This window comes from Salimicrobium halophilum (assembly GCF_900100295.1).
Taxonomy (GTDB): Bacteria; Bacillota; Bacilli; order Bacillales; family Halobacillaceae; genus Salimicrobium; species Salimicrobium halophilum.
In genome coordinates this window covers 82,807-96,888 of the sequence record NZ_FNEV01000009.1, presented here as the reverse complement: position 1 = coordinate 96,888, position 14,082 = coordinate 82,807, and the positions used below count along the sequence as shown (strand labels likewise).

The window sequence follows — 14,082 nt, the reverse complement described above, 5'->3', positions numbered from 1 at the left end:
TACTTCTTTTCAAACGGCTTTCTGAGTTATTATTCTTCTGTGCCTGAGGAGTCGCTTTCTGAGCTTTGTCCTCCCGAAGAATCTCCTTCTGAACTACCTCCGGAAGATCCTCCTTCGCTTCCATCTCCTTGGCCGGAACCTTCTCCTTCAGAGGCTCCGCCCTGGTTTCCGGAATCACCGCTTCCGTCGGATCCGTTACCGGAAGAACCGCCGGAATTCCCATTGTCATTTCCTGAAGATCCATCGTTTCCGGAATCATTACCACCGCCGGGATTGTTAGTACCACCGGAAGATGATCCACCTGAATTTCCACCATTCGGATCTGGATCAGGATCTGGAGCAGGCGCAGGGTCCGGCTCTGGTTCTGGCTCAGGTGCCCCTGGGTTACCAATAGTAAGGGCGCTTGAGAGCCCGGATTGTTGTCCGAAGTAGTCTACGGCACGGACAGCATATAAACCTTCTCTTCCAGAGAAACTGATGGAAGTGGAAGTCGTACTGCCTAGGAAAGCAAATCCACTTTCTGGAGTGCTGGCGCGGTAGATTCTGTACCCGACAACATCACTGCTAGGGGATGCTCCCCATGAGAGCGTAGAGCCACTGGCACTGACGCCACCTGGTGCAGATGGGGCCTGCCCGTCATTCGCTACTCCTTGAGATACACCTGATGCACCTCCGGATGGCAATGCCACATTGGACCATGCTCCTGTGTCCGGAATCAGGTGCTGCAGTTCTTCCGCAGTATCATATCCATTCTCTTCCAGGAATTCAGGCTTAAGCGTAACGCCGCCGCCGTTAATGATGAATTCACCCGGAGTGCTAGGGCCTGCAATAGCAAGATCGCCTTTCACACGGACGAAATCTCCATTCATCAGGCTATCGTCTCTCTGGCTCGGTACGTAGTTCGCATTGTAAATATCACTTTCTGCTAAGCCGACCGATGCACACAAGTCAGAAACCAACAGTCCCGACGTTGCACAGTAAGAGCGACTTACAATGCCGGATGGACGATCGAATCCTTGGTCCGGCACCATCAACTCCGGCCGGATTTCAGATACGGCATTGACGACATCTGCCCAAAGCCCGGTGTTTCTTGAGCTGTAGCCGTAGCGGTTCAACTGTTCCTGAAAGTCATATCCCATCCACATGCTCATCGTGACGTTCGGGTTCGTCGCTACAAACCATGTGTCTTTATACTCCTGTGATGTTCCTGTCTTACCGGCCCAGTCTACACCCGGGTTCGTCAGCTGATTCTTAAGACCGGCTGCCGTACCGTATTGCATGACATCACGCATCATATCGAGTAGCAGGTAGGAAGTCTGATCGCTGAACAATTTATTCGTCTTCTTCTCATGCTGGTATAGAACTTCGCCGTCTTTCGTTTCGATCTTATCGATCATATACGCATCGACGAAGGTTCCCATGTTCCCGAAAGTTGCATAGCCATTGGTGTTTTCTTCGATAGTAACACCATTATTTGTAGCACCAAGTCCGGCTGAAAGGTTTTGTTTATCTTCGGCCGTCAATGCTTCAAAACCCATGTTCTCCAGATACTTACCTGCAGGGTTCTGACCGACGATCTTGTTATATGCTTTAACAGCGGGAATATTATAGGACTTGGCCAAAGCATATCTGGCAGAAACGAACCCTTTATATCCACCTCCGTAGTTACTGAGCTCTCCTCCTGTACTAGGGTAGGAATAAGGGATGTCTGCAAATACCGATCCAGGTTGGATGGCTCCGAGATCCATTCCCGGTCCATAGATGAGCAGAGGCTTCATCGTACTACCATTCGAACGTCTTGCCTGTGTAGCGTGGTTCAACTGCTGAAGGTCGAAATCTCTTCCTCCGATGAAGCCGATGATCGCTCCTGTTGAGTTTTCCTGGAGCACGCTTCCGACTTCGACTGGGATTTCTTTTTCGACTTTATTCCCTGTCTCAGGGTCATCCACGAGAACCGTCCGCCACGTGTCATAGTTGTTATAATTATTTTTCACGTCCTGCATGACATCGTATACTTCTTTATCGATGGTGGCATGAACTTTCAATCCGCCCGTGGCCAGTCTTCGTGATGCAAGCGTACTGTATTCTTGCATTAATTTCTCATCATTCTGAAGGTCTTCCATTGTATGACCATCGTCTTTGGCGAGTTGCTCTAACAGGACTTCCTGAGCTCTGTCCTGAACTTCACGTGTTACCCAAGGATAGTCAGAACTCGGGAGTGGTTGAGGAGAAGCAAGATTGGCTGCTAGATCGTAATTCATGCCTACCTCATATTCGCGTTCTGTGATGTATCCTTTTTCGTACATGCGCTCCAGTACTTCTTTCATACGTTCAATTCCTGCCTGGAGGTTTTCTTCTGCTTTGACTCCACCGGAATTCTGAAACGGCGTATAGGTGAAAGGGTTCTGGGGTAAACCGGCAATGAAAGCTGCTTGAGGTACGTTCAGCTCACTGGCATCGTTACCGAAAATTCCTTGAGCAGCACTTTGAACACCTGCAATGTTCTGTCCATTCGCATTTCTGCCAAAAGGCACGATGTTCATGTAAGCTTCAAGAATCTGATCTTTATCGAAGAAGTGCTCGATCCGCATTGCGTTAAGAACTTCTTTCGCTTTCCGTTCAAACGATACTTCGTTCGTCAGTATCTGGTTTTTAACCAACTGTTGGGTGAGTGTACTACCACCCGTCTTCGTGTTGGAGTTGGTGACTTGCTGCACTACTGCTCTGAAGAGAGCCTTAGGGACGATGCCGTTATGCTCATTGAAATTCTCGTCTTCTGTGGCGATTACAGCATTCACCAGATTATCATTGACGTTACTTAACTGAACCTCTTCCCGGTACAGGTCAGAACGTACATCTCCGAGGAATTGTCCGTTGCTGAAATACAATTCCGAAGTCTCTTCATAGTTGTAGATACTCTGCGTCAGTTCTTGCTCACTTCTCACCGGTTCATCTTTTACTAGAGAAGCGAAATATCCAGCTCCTACGCCTCCCGCGAAAAAGAGTCCGACTACACCGATAATGATAAAGAACAGCAGGATATTCCATGCTACGTCATAAGTGATTCGTGTATACTTGAAAATCGTTCCATCATTCCAACGTTGTCTAAGTTTTTCCTTGTTCCACTTCATGTTTATAAAAACCCCCTAAAATAACACTGAATATTATACCATAATCTCTTTTTCAGATATAGATTGTCGAAGAGAATAATTGCTTTCTACTAGAATTTGTGATAAAAATGATTACATAATTGAATCTGACAAAGCGAAGAACGGTTGAAGTAGAGACTAAAAAACCTCTGGACAGAGAGTCGATGGCTGGTGAGAATCGATAGAGGATTAGAATCGAAGTACGCCCGGGAGCATCTTCTGGTACGAATCAGAAGACGGTTGCACACCATGCAGTCGTTATCGAAATGAAGTGGCACAGATATGTGCAACCAGGGTGGTACCGCGATCATAAGACCTCGTCCCTTTATTCAGGGGGACGCAGGTCTTTTTTTAGTGGCAGAACCGAGAAAGTAGAAATCAGATGAATATTAATTGAAGAGGTGAACAGCATGCACATTTTAGACGATTTGACAAAAAGAGGATTGATCAACCAGGTGACCGATGAAGAAGGTCTGAGAAACCACCTGGATAAGAACCAGGTAACGTTGTACTGCGGGTTCGACCCGACAGCGGATAGTCTGCATATCGGTCACTTGCTGCCTATATTGATGCTCAAACGTTTCCAGAAGGCAGGTCATCGTCCAATTGCACTTGTAGGTGGAGGAACCGGTATGATCGGTGATCCGAGTGGACGTTCAACAGAAAGACAGTTGAACTCTCAGGAAGTCGTTAAAGGCTACAGTGAGCGGATCAAGGATCAGATGGCGAAGATTCTCAACTTCGATGAAGGGGAAAACGCAGCAGTCGCAAGGAATAACCATGAATGGCTGTCTGAGATGACAATCATCGATTTTCTCCGTGACACCGGGAAGCATTTCGGCATCAACTACATGCTTGCGAAAGATTCTGTGGAATCACGTATCGAGAACGGAATCAGCTACACAGAATTCTCCTACATGATTCTCCAGTCACTTGATTTCCAGAAGCTCTATGAAAAAGAGAACTGTACGCTTCAGCTCGGTGGAAGCGATCAGTGGGGGAATATCACTGCTGGTCTTGAACTTCTTCGCCGTTCAGCTGCCGGTGAAGAAGAAGTGGAAGCCTACGGACTGACGATGCCGCTTATTACGAAAGCGGACGGTTCGAAATTCGGTAAGACAGCTGGCGGAGCAATCTGGCTCGATCCGGAGAAGACTAGTCCCTACGAGTTCTACCAGTTCTGGGTGAACGTGGACGACCGCGATGTCCTCAAGTTCCTCCACTACTTTACGTTCCTGGATTTTGAGGAAATCGAAGAACTGCGTAAAGAAGTTGAGGAACAGCCGGAGAAACGTACCGCCCAGAAACGTCTGGCTGAAGAAATGACCAAAATCGTACATGATGAAAAAGCACTCGAGCAGGCACAAAAGATTACGGAAGCTCTGTTCAGTGGAGACATCAAGGCATTGAACGCCGAAGAGATCGAGCAAGGGTTCAAAGGTGTGCCTAGTCATACTGTGGAAGAAGAAGGGAAGCGTCTGGTGGACCTTCTGGTAGAAGCTGGTATCTCATCCTCCAAGCGCCAGGCGAGAGAAGATATCTCGAACGGTGCGATCTACATCAACGGAGAAAGAAACCAGGAGACAAGCCATGAACTTGGCGAAGCGGATAAGATCGAAGGGAAATACACGATCATCCGCCGCGGGAAGAAGAAGTATTTCTTCATTCAATATAAGTAAAGAAAAGGCAGAGGTGCGATAATGCACCTCTGCCTTTCTTATTCCCACTCTTCCGGCAACATTTTGAATCCATCGATTTCCGCATCTTCTTCTACTTCGATCATGATATAGCGTTTGCCATCCCTATTCACTTGTTTAACGTGGGGAAGGTCTTGCGGACTGATCGATATGTTGGCGACTTTCGTATTGATTTTAATGGATTTCGAATTGTATTTCGGTAGGACACTAGTCGCTTTCAGCTCATAGGAATCCTCATCCGTGAATTTATGGAACGCCGCTTTCACTTTCTCCTCTTCGACTTCCTGGCCGTTCTTGTTGAGAAAGTTACCGATATCTTTATAGTCCAGTTTAGGCGTATCATCATCGTCACTGCCTTCAATGGTATAGTTGATGTCTTCGTATACACTTGAAAGTGTAGAGGGACTTACGTGATCACCGACGACATCTTTGATGACCTCTTCGAATACAGCTTTGTCTTCCTTGGCTGTCATCGTTTTTTCTCCTTCAAGCACCTCTTCTACAAAGTGAGGATCCGGTTCATTCGGTTTGCCGGCAGAGTAGAGCACGCGGTTCACGTCAGATGCCCCGTCGGTTATAGCAGGGAAAAGGAAACCGGTGAGCGGCTTCTTGAGATCGATGACAGGGTCCACGTCCACTTTATATTTGAATGTTTTCTCGACATAATCGAACTGGATCTCTCTTTCCGGAGGTTCTGTCTGATTGATGCTGCACAGCATGAATTGGCTCGAGAGCATCGTGTCGCGGTCGCTTTCCTCTGTTTCCGAGGAAGGTTTCGTCGTTTTGAGGTATTCCCCTTTGACGAACGTGATGACGATGTCTTTTTCATAAGCACGCTCATTCATGATTTTCTCTGTCATCTGAAGCATTTGAGAGATCCATTCTTCTGTATCATTACTGAGTAAGCTTTTATGTAACAGAAGCTGGGTAGGTTCTTCCGTGTCGCGTCTGAACTTCAGTTCGAACAATTTCTCATCCAGCTGGCCGGAGAGGAGCTTTTTGAAATTCTGCATGAAGAGTTCCTGCTGCTCCTTTTCTAGCATCTCGAACTTCTGGTGTTGGGCGTGGAAAGGTTCTGACGTTTCTTTCATGATATATACCGTGAACAAGTCCTGGATGTTGAGCAGGTCTGTATCTGTTTTTAATTGTCTGCGCAGGGCAGCGATATCTTTTTTATCCATATAAGTTACCTCCTGAAAGTGATTCACACATACATCATTATACCTTCATTGAAGTCTTTCAGTAAGGTGCCTTTTGGTTTATGAATTTGTATTTCTGTGAAAATAGAAGTGAGGGTGATTTGAGGAATGGTTCCTGAACCATTGGAAGTCAGTATGAAAAAAGTAAGGATTCGTCAATTATCTTGAGTGAAGGGAAGATATACTTATAGATGGAAGAGAGGAGGAGTGTGAAGAATGGATCTCTTTCGGACTGCAAGAATGATTGCTTTGGTCGTGGTCATTGTCTGTTTCTTATTATATACAAGTCGTCACACCAGCATTGTCAGTATTGGAATGGGAATAGGCGGGGCAATGCTGATTGCCACTACGATGATGATTGAAGGTGAGTTGAAAGATCAGTTGGAAGGGGAGGAGGAATGATAGTTCCTTTCTGGAAATTAGGCAACAATGAAAAGTGAAAAGGGAAAACACCCCAGGCTATCCAATCAACTATAATTGGATAGCCTGGGGTGTTTTTAATTATATATTTCAGGATTGATGTTCGGCTCCCCAAATATGCATCTGTTCCAGAATAGGCATGATCGTTCTTCCTACATCTGTCATAGAATACTCTACTTTAGGAGGGATGGTATTATAAGACACCCGGTCTATGAATCGATCCTCCTCCAGTTCCTTCAGCTGCTGACTCAGAACTTTGTGGGAAACACCGGGAAGAAGCCTCCGAAGTTCATTATATCTGAGTGTCCCGTCTGCCCCTAAGTGCCATAGGATTACCGGTTTCCACTTACCGCCGATTTTCTTCATCGTATATTCGATCGAGCATTTCAATTTTCCGTTTTCGTCTATGGGAGTAGTCATAGGAGTCACCCTTTCTTACTTTCAGGTTAGCATCTTACATAAAAGTGCATACTTACGAAAGTATCTACCACGAATTATAATGGATGAGTCCAGCTAAAGAAACTAAGGAGGAATCATACATGATGAAACCATATCCAAGGTCATTTTCTCACATAGGATTGTCAGTACCGAATCTGGAGGACGCTGTCAGTTTCTATACAGAAGTGTTCGGATGGTATACCATAATGGAACTGTCTGTAGTAAAGAATGATGATTCGCCGATAGGCCAGATGTGCCGTGATGTATTCGGGGAAGAGTGGGACCAATTCAGGATTGCCCATTTAGCGACTGGGGATAAAATCGGAATCGAAATGTTCGAGTTCCCGGAAAACGAACAACCGGAGAACAACTTCGAATATTGGAAGACCGGAATTTTTCATTTCTGTATACAGGATCCTGATATAGAAGGTATCGTAGAGAAAATCAAAGAGAATGGTGGGAAGCAACGAATGCCCATCAGGGAGTACTATCCGGGAGAGAAACCATTCAAAATGGTATATGTCGAAGATCCGTTCGGTAATATCTTTGAAATCTATACCCATAGTTACGAGCTCACCTATTCAGAAGGGGCCTACTGATTTTCGACCTATTCGTGCCGTGCTGCTCTTTAGCAGTGCGGTTTTTCATTGGAATAAATAATAGCCATGAGTTTAAACTCATGGCTATTTTGTAGGTTTTAATAAGAGATCGGTGCACCTGGTCCAACCGGGATTCCTAGTAGTACCCAGATGAGTAGAAGAACGAGCCATCCTAATAGAAAAGCGATGGAATAAGGGATCATCATAGAAATCAACGTACCAATGCCGACCTTTTTATCATAACGTTGAGCAAATGCGATAATGACAGGGAAATACAGTAGCAATGGTGTGACCATGTTCGTGACCGAGTCAGAGATTCTGTATAGCAACGTCGTGAACTCCGGTGAATAATCAAGGTTCATCATGATCGGAACGAATACCGGTGCCAGGATTGTCCATTTAGCGGAGGAACTCCCGATGAAGAAATTGACGACCATCGTAATTCCCATGAAGGTGAGAATCAGGCCGACTCCTGTAAATCCTGTGTCCTGTAAAAACTCGGCGCCGTTGAACGCAATGACGGTTCCGAGGTTCGTTTCCCGGAAGTAAGCGATGAACTGCCCGGCTGTGAAAGCTAGCGCAATGTATCCACTCATGCTCGCCATCGTTTTTCCGAGCAACTTTGTCAGGTCTTTATCGTTCTGTATCTCTTTGGATACAACCCCGTAGATCAGACCCGGCACAAAGAAAAGAATGAAAATCACAAAGACCAACGCGTTGAAGAACGGAGAGTCTATATATGCCCCATCCCCACGGAGCGGTCCAAGGGATAAGTAGACCATGATGGCAAATGTAACGAGGAAACCGAGCCCAGCCAGACGCATGCCCCGTTTTTCCTGAGCCGTCAATTCATCCAAGTCACCTTGTTCCTCCCCTTTATAAGTCCCGAGACGAGGCTCGACGATTTTGTCGGTGACGATGGTACCGATGAACGTAACCAAGAATACGGACGCTGCGGCGAAAAAGTAGTTCATCGTTACTGTAATCGTGTCAGCATATGCAGGATCGATGGTACGAGCTGCTTCCACGGTGAGCTCCTGAAGAATTGCATCCGTAGAAGTGAGTGCCAAGTTCGCTCCGAACCCTCCGGAAACACCGGCAAATGCCGCAGCAAGACCAGCCAGTGGGTGACGTCCGAGCCCTAGGAACAATACTGCGCCGAGGGGAGGTAGTACGACATACCCTGCATTTACAGCAAGACTTGACATAACACCTGCAAACACAAGCGCGGCTGTTAATAGACGATTCGGCACGCTGAACACGATACCTTTCAACGAAGAATGGATGAGCCCCGTCTGTTCCGCCAGTCCGATACCAAGCATTGTCACGAGCACAGCACCTAGTGGTGGAAAACCTATAAAGTTTTCTACAGCACTATTGAATATGTACTCGAGCCCGCTGGTACTGAAGAGGTTTTTGACCTCTACGGTTTCGGAAGTCGTAGGATTCGTGACGGAAACTCCGGAGAAGATTCCTGAAACGACGATAACAATGAATGCTAATATAGCGAATAATAATAGAGGAGAAGGAAGCTTATTTCCAAGCCACTCAATTCCATCTAATATGCGGAATAAAACCTTTCTGGGAGCAGAGATATTCTCCTGATTGTCTGACATGTGTAATTCTCCTTTAAACCTTATCATTTTAGTCGGCATTAAACGTATCAATCATTCTTTTAAAAGTCAATGTATTTAGCTTCGTTAAAAATATGGGCTACTCTTTTTGTGGCACCAATAGTATAAAAGTTAATGTTTCTAAAAGGTCACTTACTATACAATTAAAAATGGATTATAAAGCATGACTAAGGGAATGCGCCTGGGGTTTCCTTTAGAAAGTGAGTTACGCCATCCTCAGCGGGTGTAAAATCATTCTCGAAGAGTCACCATAATGGGGGGGTTTTGCAGGAAAATATAGGGTTTTGTCGAAGATATTTCATGTAAGGCTTTTTATCTATGATAATTTTAAGGAGGCATTATTATGTTGGAAGACCCGGTAGTGACAAAAGCAGGTGTAGATATGGCTAAAGTTATGGCAAAAAATACAGCAGAAAGTATCAGAGATCGTGTTAGAGTAGCTAGAGAATCGAAAAATGATAAAGAAACAATAAACGTATTAAATGAAATTATCAACGAATTAATTGAAGATAAGAACCAATTGGCCCAAGTCGTTCAAATGTATCAAGATCAGTTAGTATCTCAAAGAATTTCAGAAGAGGATATTGAGTACATATCAGAGAATTTTCTGCCTCTACTAAAGAGATTGCAGTCTAATAATGAAGACGAAGAGAAAAGTATTGATGATGTTAAACCTTTACTATCTAAAGAAACCTTTAACATTCTTCAAACGTTAGGTTTTAATTATCAGAGAGCTATAGGAGAGCCACTTACTGAATTTGTGAGAAGGCTTATATCGAGTAATAACCCTATTTCGCAAAACGATCAGCTGGAAATTCAAGCTCTAAGTGAAAAGAAGCAAATTGAATTGTTCAAAGTTCTACAAGATAGTGAGGCAGTGAAGAGATACAAGGAAATGCAAGAGTTTGAATGAGTGGTTAAAGTCTCGTGAAGGGGGCAGCTAACTATCACTGTACAGAACTGTGAAGGCTTTTGGAACTGTGTTTCTTCAGATGCAATTATACAATCGATCGGGGCTTTTTCTGGTTCATTGCTAGGTATCTTCGGTGCTTATCTATTATTGAAAATGGAGTTCTCACAAAACAAAAAAGAGAGGAAGGAAATATTTAAAAGAGAGTATAGAGAAGCCGAAAGATGGGTTTCAATTTCACTTAAGCAATTAAAGGTTTTTCATTCTTCGTTAGAAAAAAAATTGTCTATGGGGCCTTTAGAGCAAGTTAATGACAAATTGCTTGAAAAAACTAGAGAAAGATTAGGAAATATCTCTTTAAGTAATGTGCCCGACAAGATAGATGAGGATTTCGATGCTTTAAAGTATGAATTTTCGGGGTTTGATTTTTATATAGATATTAATAAAAATGAGCTTATCTCAAATGAGGAAGATAAGGAACAACTAAAGAAAGAACTATATGAATCAATAGAAAGAGCAGAAGAGTTAAATAATCAAATTCTTGAATTTCTAAATATCAAGAAAGAATAATTAATGATAAATATAGAACCGCCTTTTCATATTTTAGAAAGGTGGTTTTAGTGTTTTAAAGGGAAGCAGGAGAAAATGGTTGATGTAAACATAAGTGTGGATGAAGAACGGATCCCAGAGGAAATACAAAAAAGATTAAAGGAAGCTATCGAAGCGACAGATAAAGAAATGGTGTTCTGGGACAACAAGGAACTAATGCGAAGAACGTGCATGAGCTGGAACACTATGCAAGAACATTTCTTTTTCGACGAACGTTGTCCGAAAGTAAAAATCGAATCAAAGTGGTACTTTCCTGCTGAAGAAATGAAACAGTTTTTGCTTACATGGATGAAGGAGAAGAGATAATATCTGTTACAAAAAATGAAAGAGCCGAAAAACATTGATATAAAGCCTTCTTTCCATGTGCCCACCCCGCGCATTACTAGCCGCAGTCCTGCCGCAAAACGGCTTATTTTCGTGCATTTCCCTGCATGATAGAAGATAAAAGAAAAAGCCTTGAAAACACTGGTATAACAGCATTTTCAAGGCTTTTTGTGTGTCTGTATTCATCCCGAATCGATTAACGGGAGTAGAATTCAACGATAAGCGCTTCGCTGATTTCGGAAGGAAGCTCAGAACGTTCAGGGTAACGAGTGTAAGAACCTTCACGCTTCTCTTCGTCGAAAGAAAGATACTCTGGTACGAAGTTGTTCGCTTCAAGTGCATCTACTACAACGCTCAAGTTTTGAGATTTCTCACGAAGGCTGATCGTTTGACCAGGCTTCATGCGGTAAGATGGGATATCGACGCGACCACCATCTACTGTTACGTGACCGTGTGTTACTAGCTGACGAGCCTGCGCGCGAGTGCGAGCAAGTCCGAGACGGTACACTAGGTTGTCCAGGCGGGATTCAAGAAGAATCATGAAGTTCTCACCATGAACACCTTTCATTTTTGCAGCCTGATCGAAGAGACGACGGAATTGACGCTCAGTCAGACCATACATGAAACGGAGCTTCTGCTTCTCCTGAAGCTGAGTACCGTATTCAGATTGTTTTTTACGTTGGTTTGGACCATGCTCTCCTGGAGCGTAAGGGCGTTTTTCGAGCTCCTTACCTGTTCCACTTAAAGAAATACCATAGCGACGTGATTTTTTCCAAGTTGGACCTGTATATCGTGCCATTGGGATTTCCTCCTTTACTTATTTTATTTGCATAAAATAAAAACAGTGTGTCCCTGATCCATTGCACATTATGTTTTCATGTACCATCGCCCCAGCAGCAAAGGGTTACTCGATACACCTCTTCATAGAAGAGGAACAAAATGCAGACAATGACGGTTCACTTAGGCTGCCGTTTATTTTACACAAAGGATATTGTACCTTCCACGTAATAGAAAGTCAAGAGGGTGCGAAAGGTTTTCTCATTGAATCGGGTGAAAGCCCGGACACGAAAAAACTCTTCCCTATTATATAGAGAAGAGTTTAAGCACTACCTTAGATATATTGTTCAAGAATATGGGCAAATTCCTTCAGGTACTTCTCATCCGTTTCGTCGAAGCGGTTGAGGGAAGGACTGTCGATATCAAGCACTCCGTACACTTCGCCGTTCTTCATGAGAGGGACGACAATCTCTGATTGGCTGGCTGCATCGCATGCGATATGACCAGGGAAAGCGTGGACGTCCTCCACGCGCTGCGTTTTCTGTTCAGATACAGCCGTTCCGCATACACCGCTTCCAGGTTTGATGCGAACACATGCCGGCAGTCCCTGGAACGGTCCGAGGACGAGTTCCCCTTCTTCCATGACGTAGAAACCGACCCAATTCACATCATCGAGGAACTCATTCAGTAAAGCGGAAGCGTTGGATAGGTTGGCGATCGCATTCGGTTCATCTTCGATAAGTGCTTTCAACTGTTTCAGCACGAGGTCGTAATTCTGTTCCCTCGTACCGGTATACGTGATAGATTGAAACATAGAGATAAAACTCCTTTCGTCAAATAGTGATGAAATTGCAGGGATTTCGAACTGTTTCACGAAATAATAACAGGAGAGAAGGGAGACCGCAACCGATGAAAAAGCCATCTCCGTCAAAAGAGAAAGTTCTCCAGGCCGCCGGGAGGCTATTTTTCCAAAAAGGATACCATGCGACTTCCGTGCGGGACATCGCTAAAGAAGCGGGTGTCAATATTTCTCTGATCAGCTATTATTTCCAAGGGAAACAGGGGCTGTTCGAGACGATTGTCATCGACCATCTCGAAGCGAACTTGAAACTGCTGGAAGATTACCGTGAGGAATCGTTCCACATGATAATTAAGAAAATTCTACATTATAAAATGGATAATTATCAACTGTCTTGTTTCGTTCACAGAGAGATGATGATCGACTCTACGTTCCTGAGAGAAGTGCTTGTGACGTATATTGCCAAAGAGGATTATCTATGGGCGAATATTCTTTTTCGTGTGGACGACGTCTCGGATTTGACTTACGACCAGGAGTTGAAGCTGATTCAGATCAAAGGGGTGCTCCAGGCTCCGTTCACTACTCCTTGGAATCAACGGGAAGAGCGAAGAAGCATGGAAGCGAAACAACATTTCGTGGATACGTATACCAAGTATGTCAATCAGTGCTATGGAAGAGACGTTCATCCATGACTTCTCTCCCTGCATGGAGGCCGGCTGCTGTGTGTGCGTCTGATCCGTATACGAGAGGAATTCCAAGGTCGAAAGCTTTCCGGGCGATCGAAGAAGGCGGGTAAGGTTCCCGGCAGTGTTCTTTTTTATAGCCTGCTCCATTATAGTCAAGGGCCATCTCTCTATCTTTGATCACGGGAAGTATTTCCTCGGCCATATCATTCCACCCGGGAGGGGACGGGTAAAGGTGATGGAACTTGCGTACCAGAGAAATGTGGCCGATCCGACTGGGTTTGTATTTACCGATATCAGCCATCGCGGAGTGCTTCACCTGTTCGTAATACTTCTTGTATATCGCCTGGACTCCTCCGAGGTCACGCGAAGCTCGGTTGAAGGCCTCAGGGTTGAAGTCTATGCAGTGCCATTCCGTCTCCCCTTTTAAGAAGTGGACGGAAAGAATACTGTCGTCGAGATGTGGCCCGTATTCGTCGAGGAACTTACGTATTTCCTCTTCATATCCTTGAATGTAGTCGACTTCAAGTCCTGTAAGTATAGTCAGATCATCTCTGTATGCAGTTTTGATTTCATCTATGGCTTTCAGGTAGTTTTCCATCTGACTTAGTGCTATTGCACTGTCTTTGTCAGGCACAGGATCGATGAAACTATTCGGAAGGGGCGCGTGTTCCGTGAATGTCATAGATGTATAACCGAGTGCGATGGCCCGCTCTACATAAGATTTCAGAGAGTCGCCGCTTCCGTGTGGGCAGAAGGGCGTGTGGACGTGTCCATCTTTCATATGAGCACTTCCTTTCTATAACTGGGAGATTCATTGAAACATCCCGGGAGAATTTTCAAT

Annotated in this window: 14 protein-coding genes and 1 other annotated feature; of the genes, 7 read left to right on the top strand and 7 right to left on the bottom strand. The window is 44.7% G+C overall.

Annotated elements, in window-relative coordinates; translation table 11 throughout:
* Window positions 1-29: 29 nt before the first annotated feature.
* Window positions 30-3,131, bottom strand: coding sequence for a transglycosylase domain-containing protein (locus BLQ44_RS13525; protein ID WP_093194442.1), 3,102 nt, complete (start codon window positions 3,129-3,131; stop codon window positions 30-32).
* Between the two features lie 127 nt (window positions 3,132-3,258).
* Window positions 3,259-3,477 (top strand) — a binding site (T-box leader).
* An 82-nt stretch (window positions 3,478-3,559) separates the two neighbouring features.
* On the opposite strand from BLQ44_RS13525, the gene tyrS reads away from it, so the two are divergent.
* Entirely contained in the window at window positions 3,560-4,828 is a 1,269-nt protein-coding gene (gene tyrS / locus BLQ44_RS13520; protein WP_093194441.1) for a tyrosine--tRNA ligase, read from the top strand.
* Between the two features lie 38 nt (window positions 4,829-4,866).
* Here tyrS and BLQ44_RS13515 read toward each other — a convergent pair whose 3' ends face one another.
* Window positions 4,867-6,027 carry a DUF4317 family protein gene (locus tag BLQ44_RS13515; RefSeq protein WP_093194440.1) on the bottom strand — a complete coding sequence of 387 codons (1,161 nt, stop codon included), beginning with the start codon at window positions 6,025-6,027 and terminating at the stop codon, window positions 4,867-4,869.
* A gap of 234 nt (window positions 6,028-6,261) precedes the next feature.
* On the opposite strand from BLQ44_RS13515, the gene BLQ44_RS13510 reads away from it, so the two are divergent.
* Window positions 6,262-6,447, top strand: coding sequence for a hypothetical protein (locus BLQ44_RS13510; protein WP_093194439.1), 186 nt, complete (start codon window positions 6,262-6,264; stop codon window positions 6,445-6,447).
* Between the two features lie 108 nt (window positions 6,448-6,555).
* Here the strand turns inward: BLQ44_RS13510 and BLQ44_RS13505 are convergent, their stop codons facing one another.
* Window positions 6,556-6,885, bottom strand: a complete 330-nt coding sequence (locus BLQ44_RS13505) for a winged helix-turn-helix transcriptional regulator (RefSeq protein ID WP_093194438.1) — start codon at window positions 6,883-6,885, stop codon at window positions 6,556-6,558.
* A 122-nt stretch (window positions 6,886-7,007) separates the two neighbouring features.
* Between BLQ44_RS13505 and BLQ44_RS13500 the strand changes: the two genes are divergently transcribed.
* Window positions 7,008-7,502 (top strand): lactoylglutathione lyase family protein, encoded by a 495-nt coding sequence (locus tag BLQ44_RS13500; protein ID WP_176757528.1) that lies wholly within the window; start codon window positions 7,008-7,010, stop codon window positions 7,500-7,502.
* 98 nt (window positions 7,503-7,600) lie between these two features.
* Here BLQ44_RS13500 and BLQ44_RS13495 read toward each other — a convergent pair whose 3' ends face one another.
* Window positions 7,601-9,118 (bottom strand): AbgT family transporter, encoded by a 1,518-nt coding sequence (locus BLQ44_RS13495; RefSeq protein WP_093194436.1) that lies wholly within the window; start codon window positions 9,116-9,118, stop codon window positions 7,601-7,603.
* 361 nt (window positions 9,119-9,479) lie between these two features.
* Between BLQ44_RS13495 and BLQ44_RS13490 the strand changes: the two genes are divergently transcribed.
* From BLQ44_RS13490 to BLQ44_RS13480, 3 genes are all read left to right on the top strand, one after another.
* Window positions 9,480-10,049, top strand: a complete 570-nt coding sequence (locus tag BLQ44_RS13490; RefSeq protein ID WP_093194435.1) for a hypothetical protein — start codon at window positions 9,480-9,482, stop codon at window positions 10,047-10,049.
* A gap of 147 nt (window positions 10,050-10,196) precedes the next feature.
* Entirely contained in the window at window positions 10,197-10,616 is a 420-nt protein-coding gene (locus BLQ44_RS13485; RefSeq protein WP_143004722.1) for a hypothetical protein, read from the top strand.
* Between the two features lie 75 nt (window positions 10,617-10,691).
* Window positions 10,692-10,961 (top strand): group-specific protein, encoded by a 270-nt coding sequence (locus tag BLQ44_RS13480; protein ID WP_093194433.1) that lies wholly within the window; start codon window positions 10,692-10,694, stop codon window positions 10,959-10,961.
* A gap of 214 nt (window positions 10,962-11,175) precedes the next feature.
* On the opposite strand, the gene rpsD is transcribed toward BLQ44_RS13480, so the two are convergent.
* Window positions 11,176-11,778, bottom strand: coding sequence for a 30S ribosomal protein S4 (gene rpsD, locus BLQ44_RS13475; RefSeq protein ID WP_093194432.1), 603 nt, complete (start codon window positions 11,776-11,778; stop codon window positions 11,176-11,178).
* A 312-nt stretch (window positions 11,779-12,090) separates the two neighbouring features.
* Window positions 12,091-12,570: a GAF domain-containing protein gene (locus tag BLQ44_RS13470; RefSeq protein ID WP_093194431.1), complete on the bottom strand. Its 480-nt coding sequence runs from the start codon at window positions 12,568-12,570 to the stop codon at window positions 12,091-12,093.
* Between the two features lie 95 nt (window positions 12,571-12,665).
* On the opposite strand from BLQ44_RS13470, the gene refZ reads away from it, so the two are divergent.
* Window positions 12,666-13,247 (top strand): forespore capture DNA-binding protein RefZ, encoded by a 582-nt coding sequence (refZ, locus tag BLQ44_RS13465; protein ID WP_176757523.1) that lies wholly within the window; start codon window positions 12,666-12,668, stop codon window positions 13,245-13,247.
* On the opposite strand, the gene hisJ is transcribed toward refZ, so the two are convergent.
* On the bottom strand, window positions 13,213-14,022 hold the full coding sequence (gene hisJ, locus BLQ44_RS13460; RefSeq protein WP_093194429.1) for a histidinol-phosphatase HisJ: 810 nt from the start codon (window positions 14,020-14,022) through the stop codon (window positions 13,213-13,215). The genes refZ and hisJ overlap by 35 nt on opposite strands.
* Between the last annotated feature and the right edge of the window lie 60 nt (window positions 14,023-14,082).

Coding starts and splice junctions, on each gene's coding strand:
- refZ (WP_176757523.1), top strand. CDS start 12,666: ATGAAAAAGCCATCTCCGTCAAAAGAGAAAGTTCTCCAGGCCGCCGGG.
- BLQ44_RS13505 (WP_093194438.1), bottom strand. CDS start 6,885: ATGACTACTCCCATAGACGAAAACGGAAAATTGAAATGCTCGATCGAA.
- BLQ44_RS13515 (WP_093194440.1), bottom strand. CDS start 6,027: ATGGATAAAAAAGATATCGCTGCCCTGCGCAGACAATTAAAAACAGAT.
- BLQ44_RS13490 (WP_093194435.1), top strand. CDS start 9,480: ATGTTGGAAGACCCGGTAGTGACAAAAGCAGGTGTAGATATGGCTAAA.
- BLQ44_RS13495 (WP_093194436.1), bottom strand. CDS start 9,118: ATGTCAGACAATCAGGAGAATATCTCTGCTCCCAGAAAGGTTTTATTC.
- BLQ44_RS13510 (WP_093194439.1), top strand. CDS start 6,262: ATGGATCTCTTTCGGACTGCAAGAATGATTGCTTTGGTCGTGGTCATT.
- rpsD (WP_093194432.1), bottom strand. CDS start 11,778: ATGGCACGATATACAGGTCCAACTTGGAAAAAATCACGTCGCTATGGT.
- hisJ (WP_093194429.1), bottom strand. CDS start 14,022: ATGAAAGATGGACACGTCCACACGCCCTTCTGCCCACACGGAAGCGGC.
- BLQ44_RS13470 (WP_093194431.1), bottom strand. CDS start 12,570: ATGTTTCAATCTATCACGTATACCGGTACGAGGGAACAGAATTACGAC.
- BLQ44_RS13480 (WP_093194433.1), top strand. CDS start 10,692: ATGGTTGATGTAAACATAAGTGTGGATGAAGAACGGATCCCAGAGGAA.
- BLQ44_RS13525 (WP_093194442.1), bottom strand. CDS start 3,131: ATGAAGTGGAACAAGGAAAAACTTAGACAACGTTGGAATGATGGAACG.
- tyrS (WP_093194441.1), top strand. CDS start 3,560: ATGCACATTTTAGACGATTTGACAAAAAGAGGATTGATCAACCAGGTG.
- BLQ44_RS13500 (WP_176757528.1), top strand. CDS start 7,008: ATGAAACCATATCCAAGGTCATTTTCTCACATAGGATTGTCAGTACCG.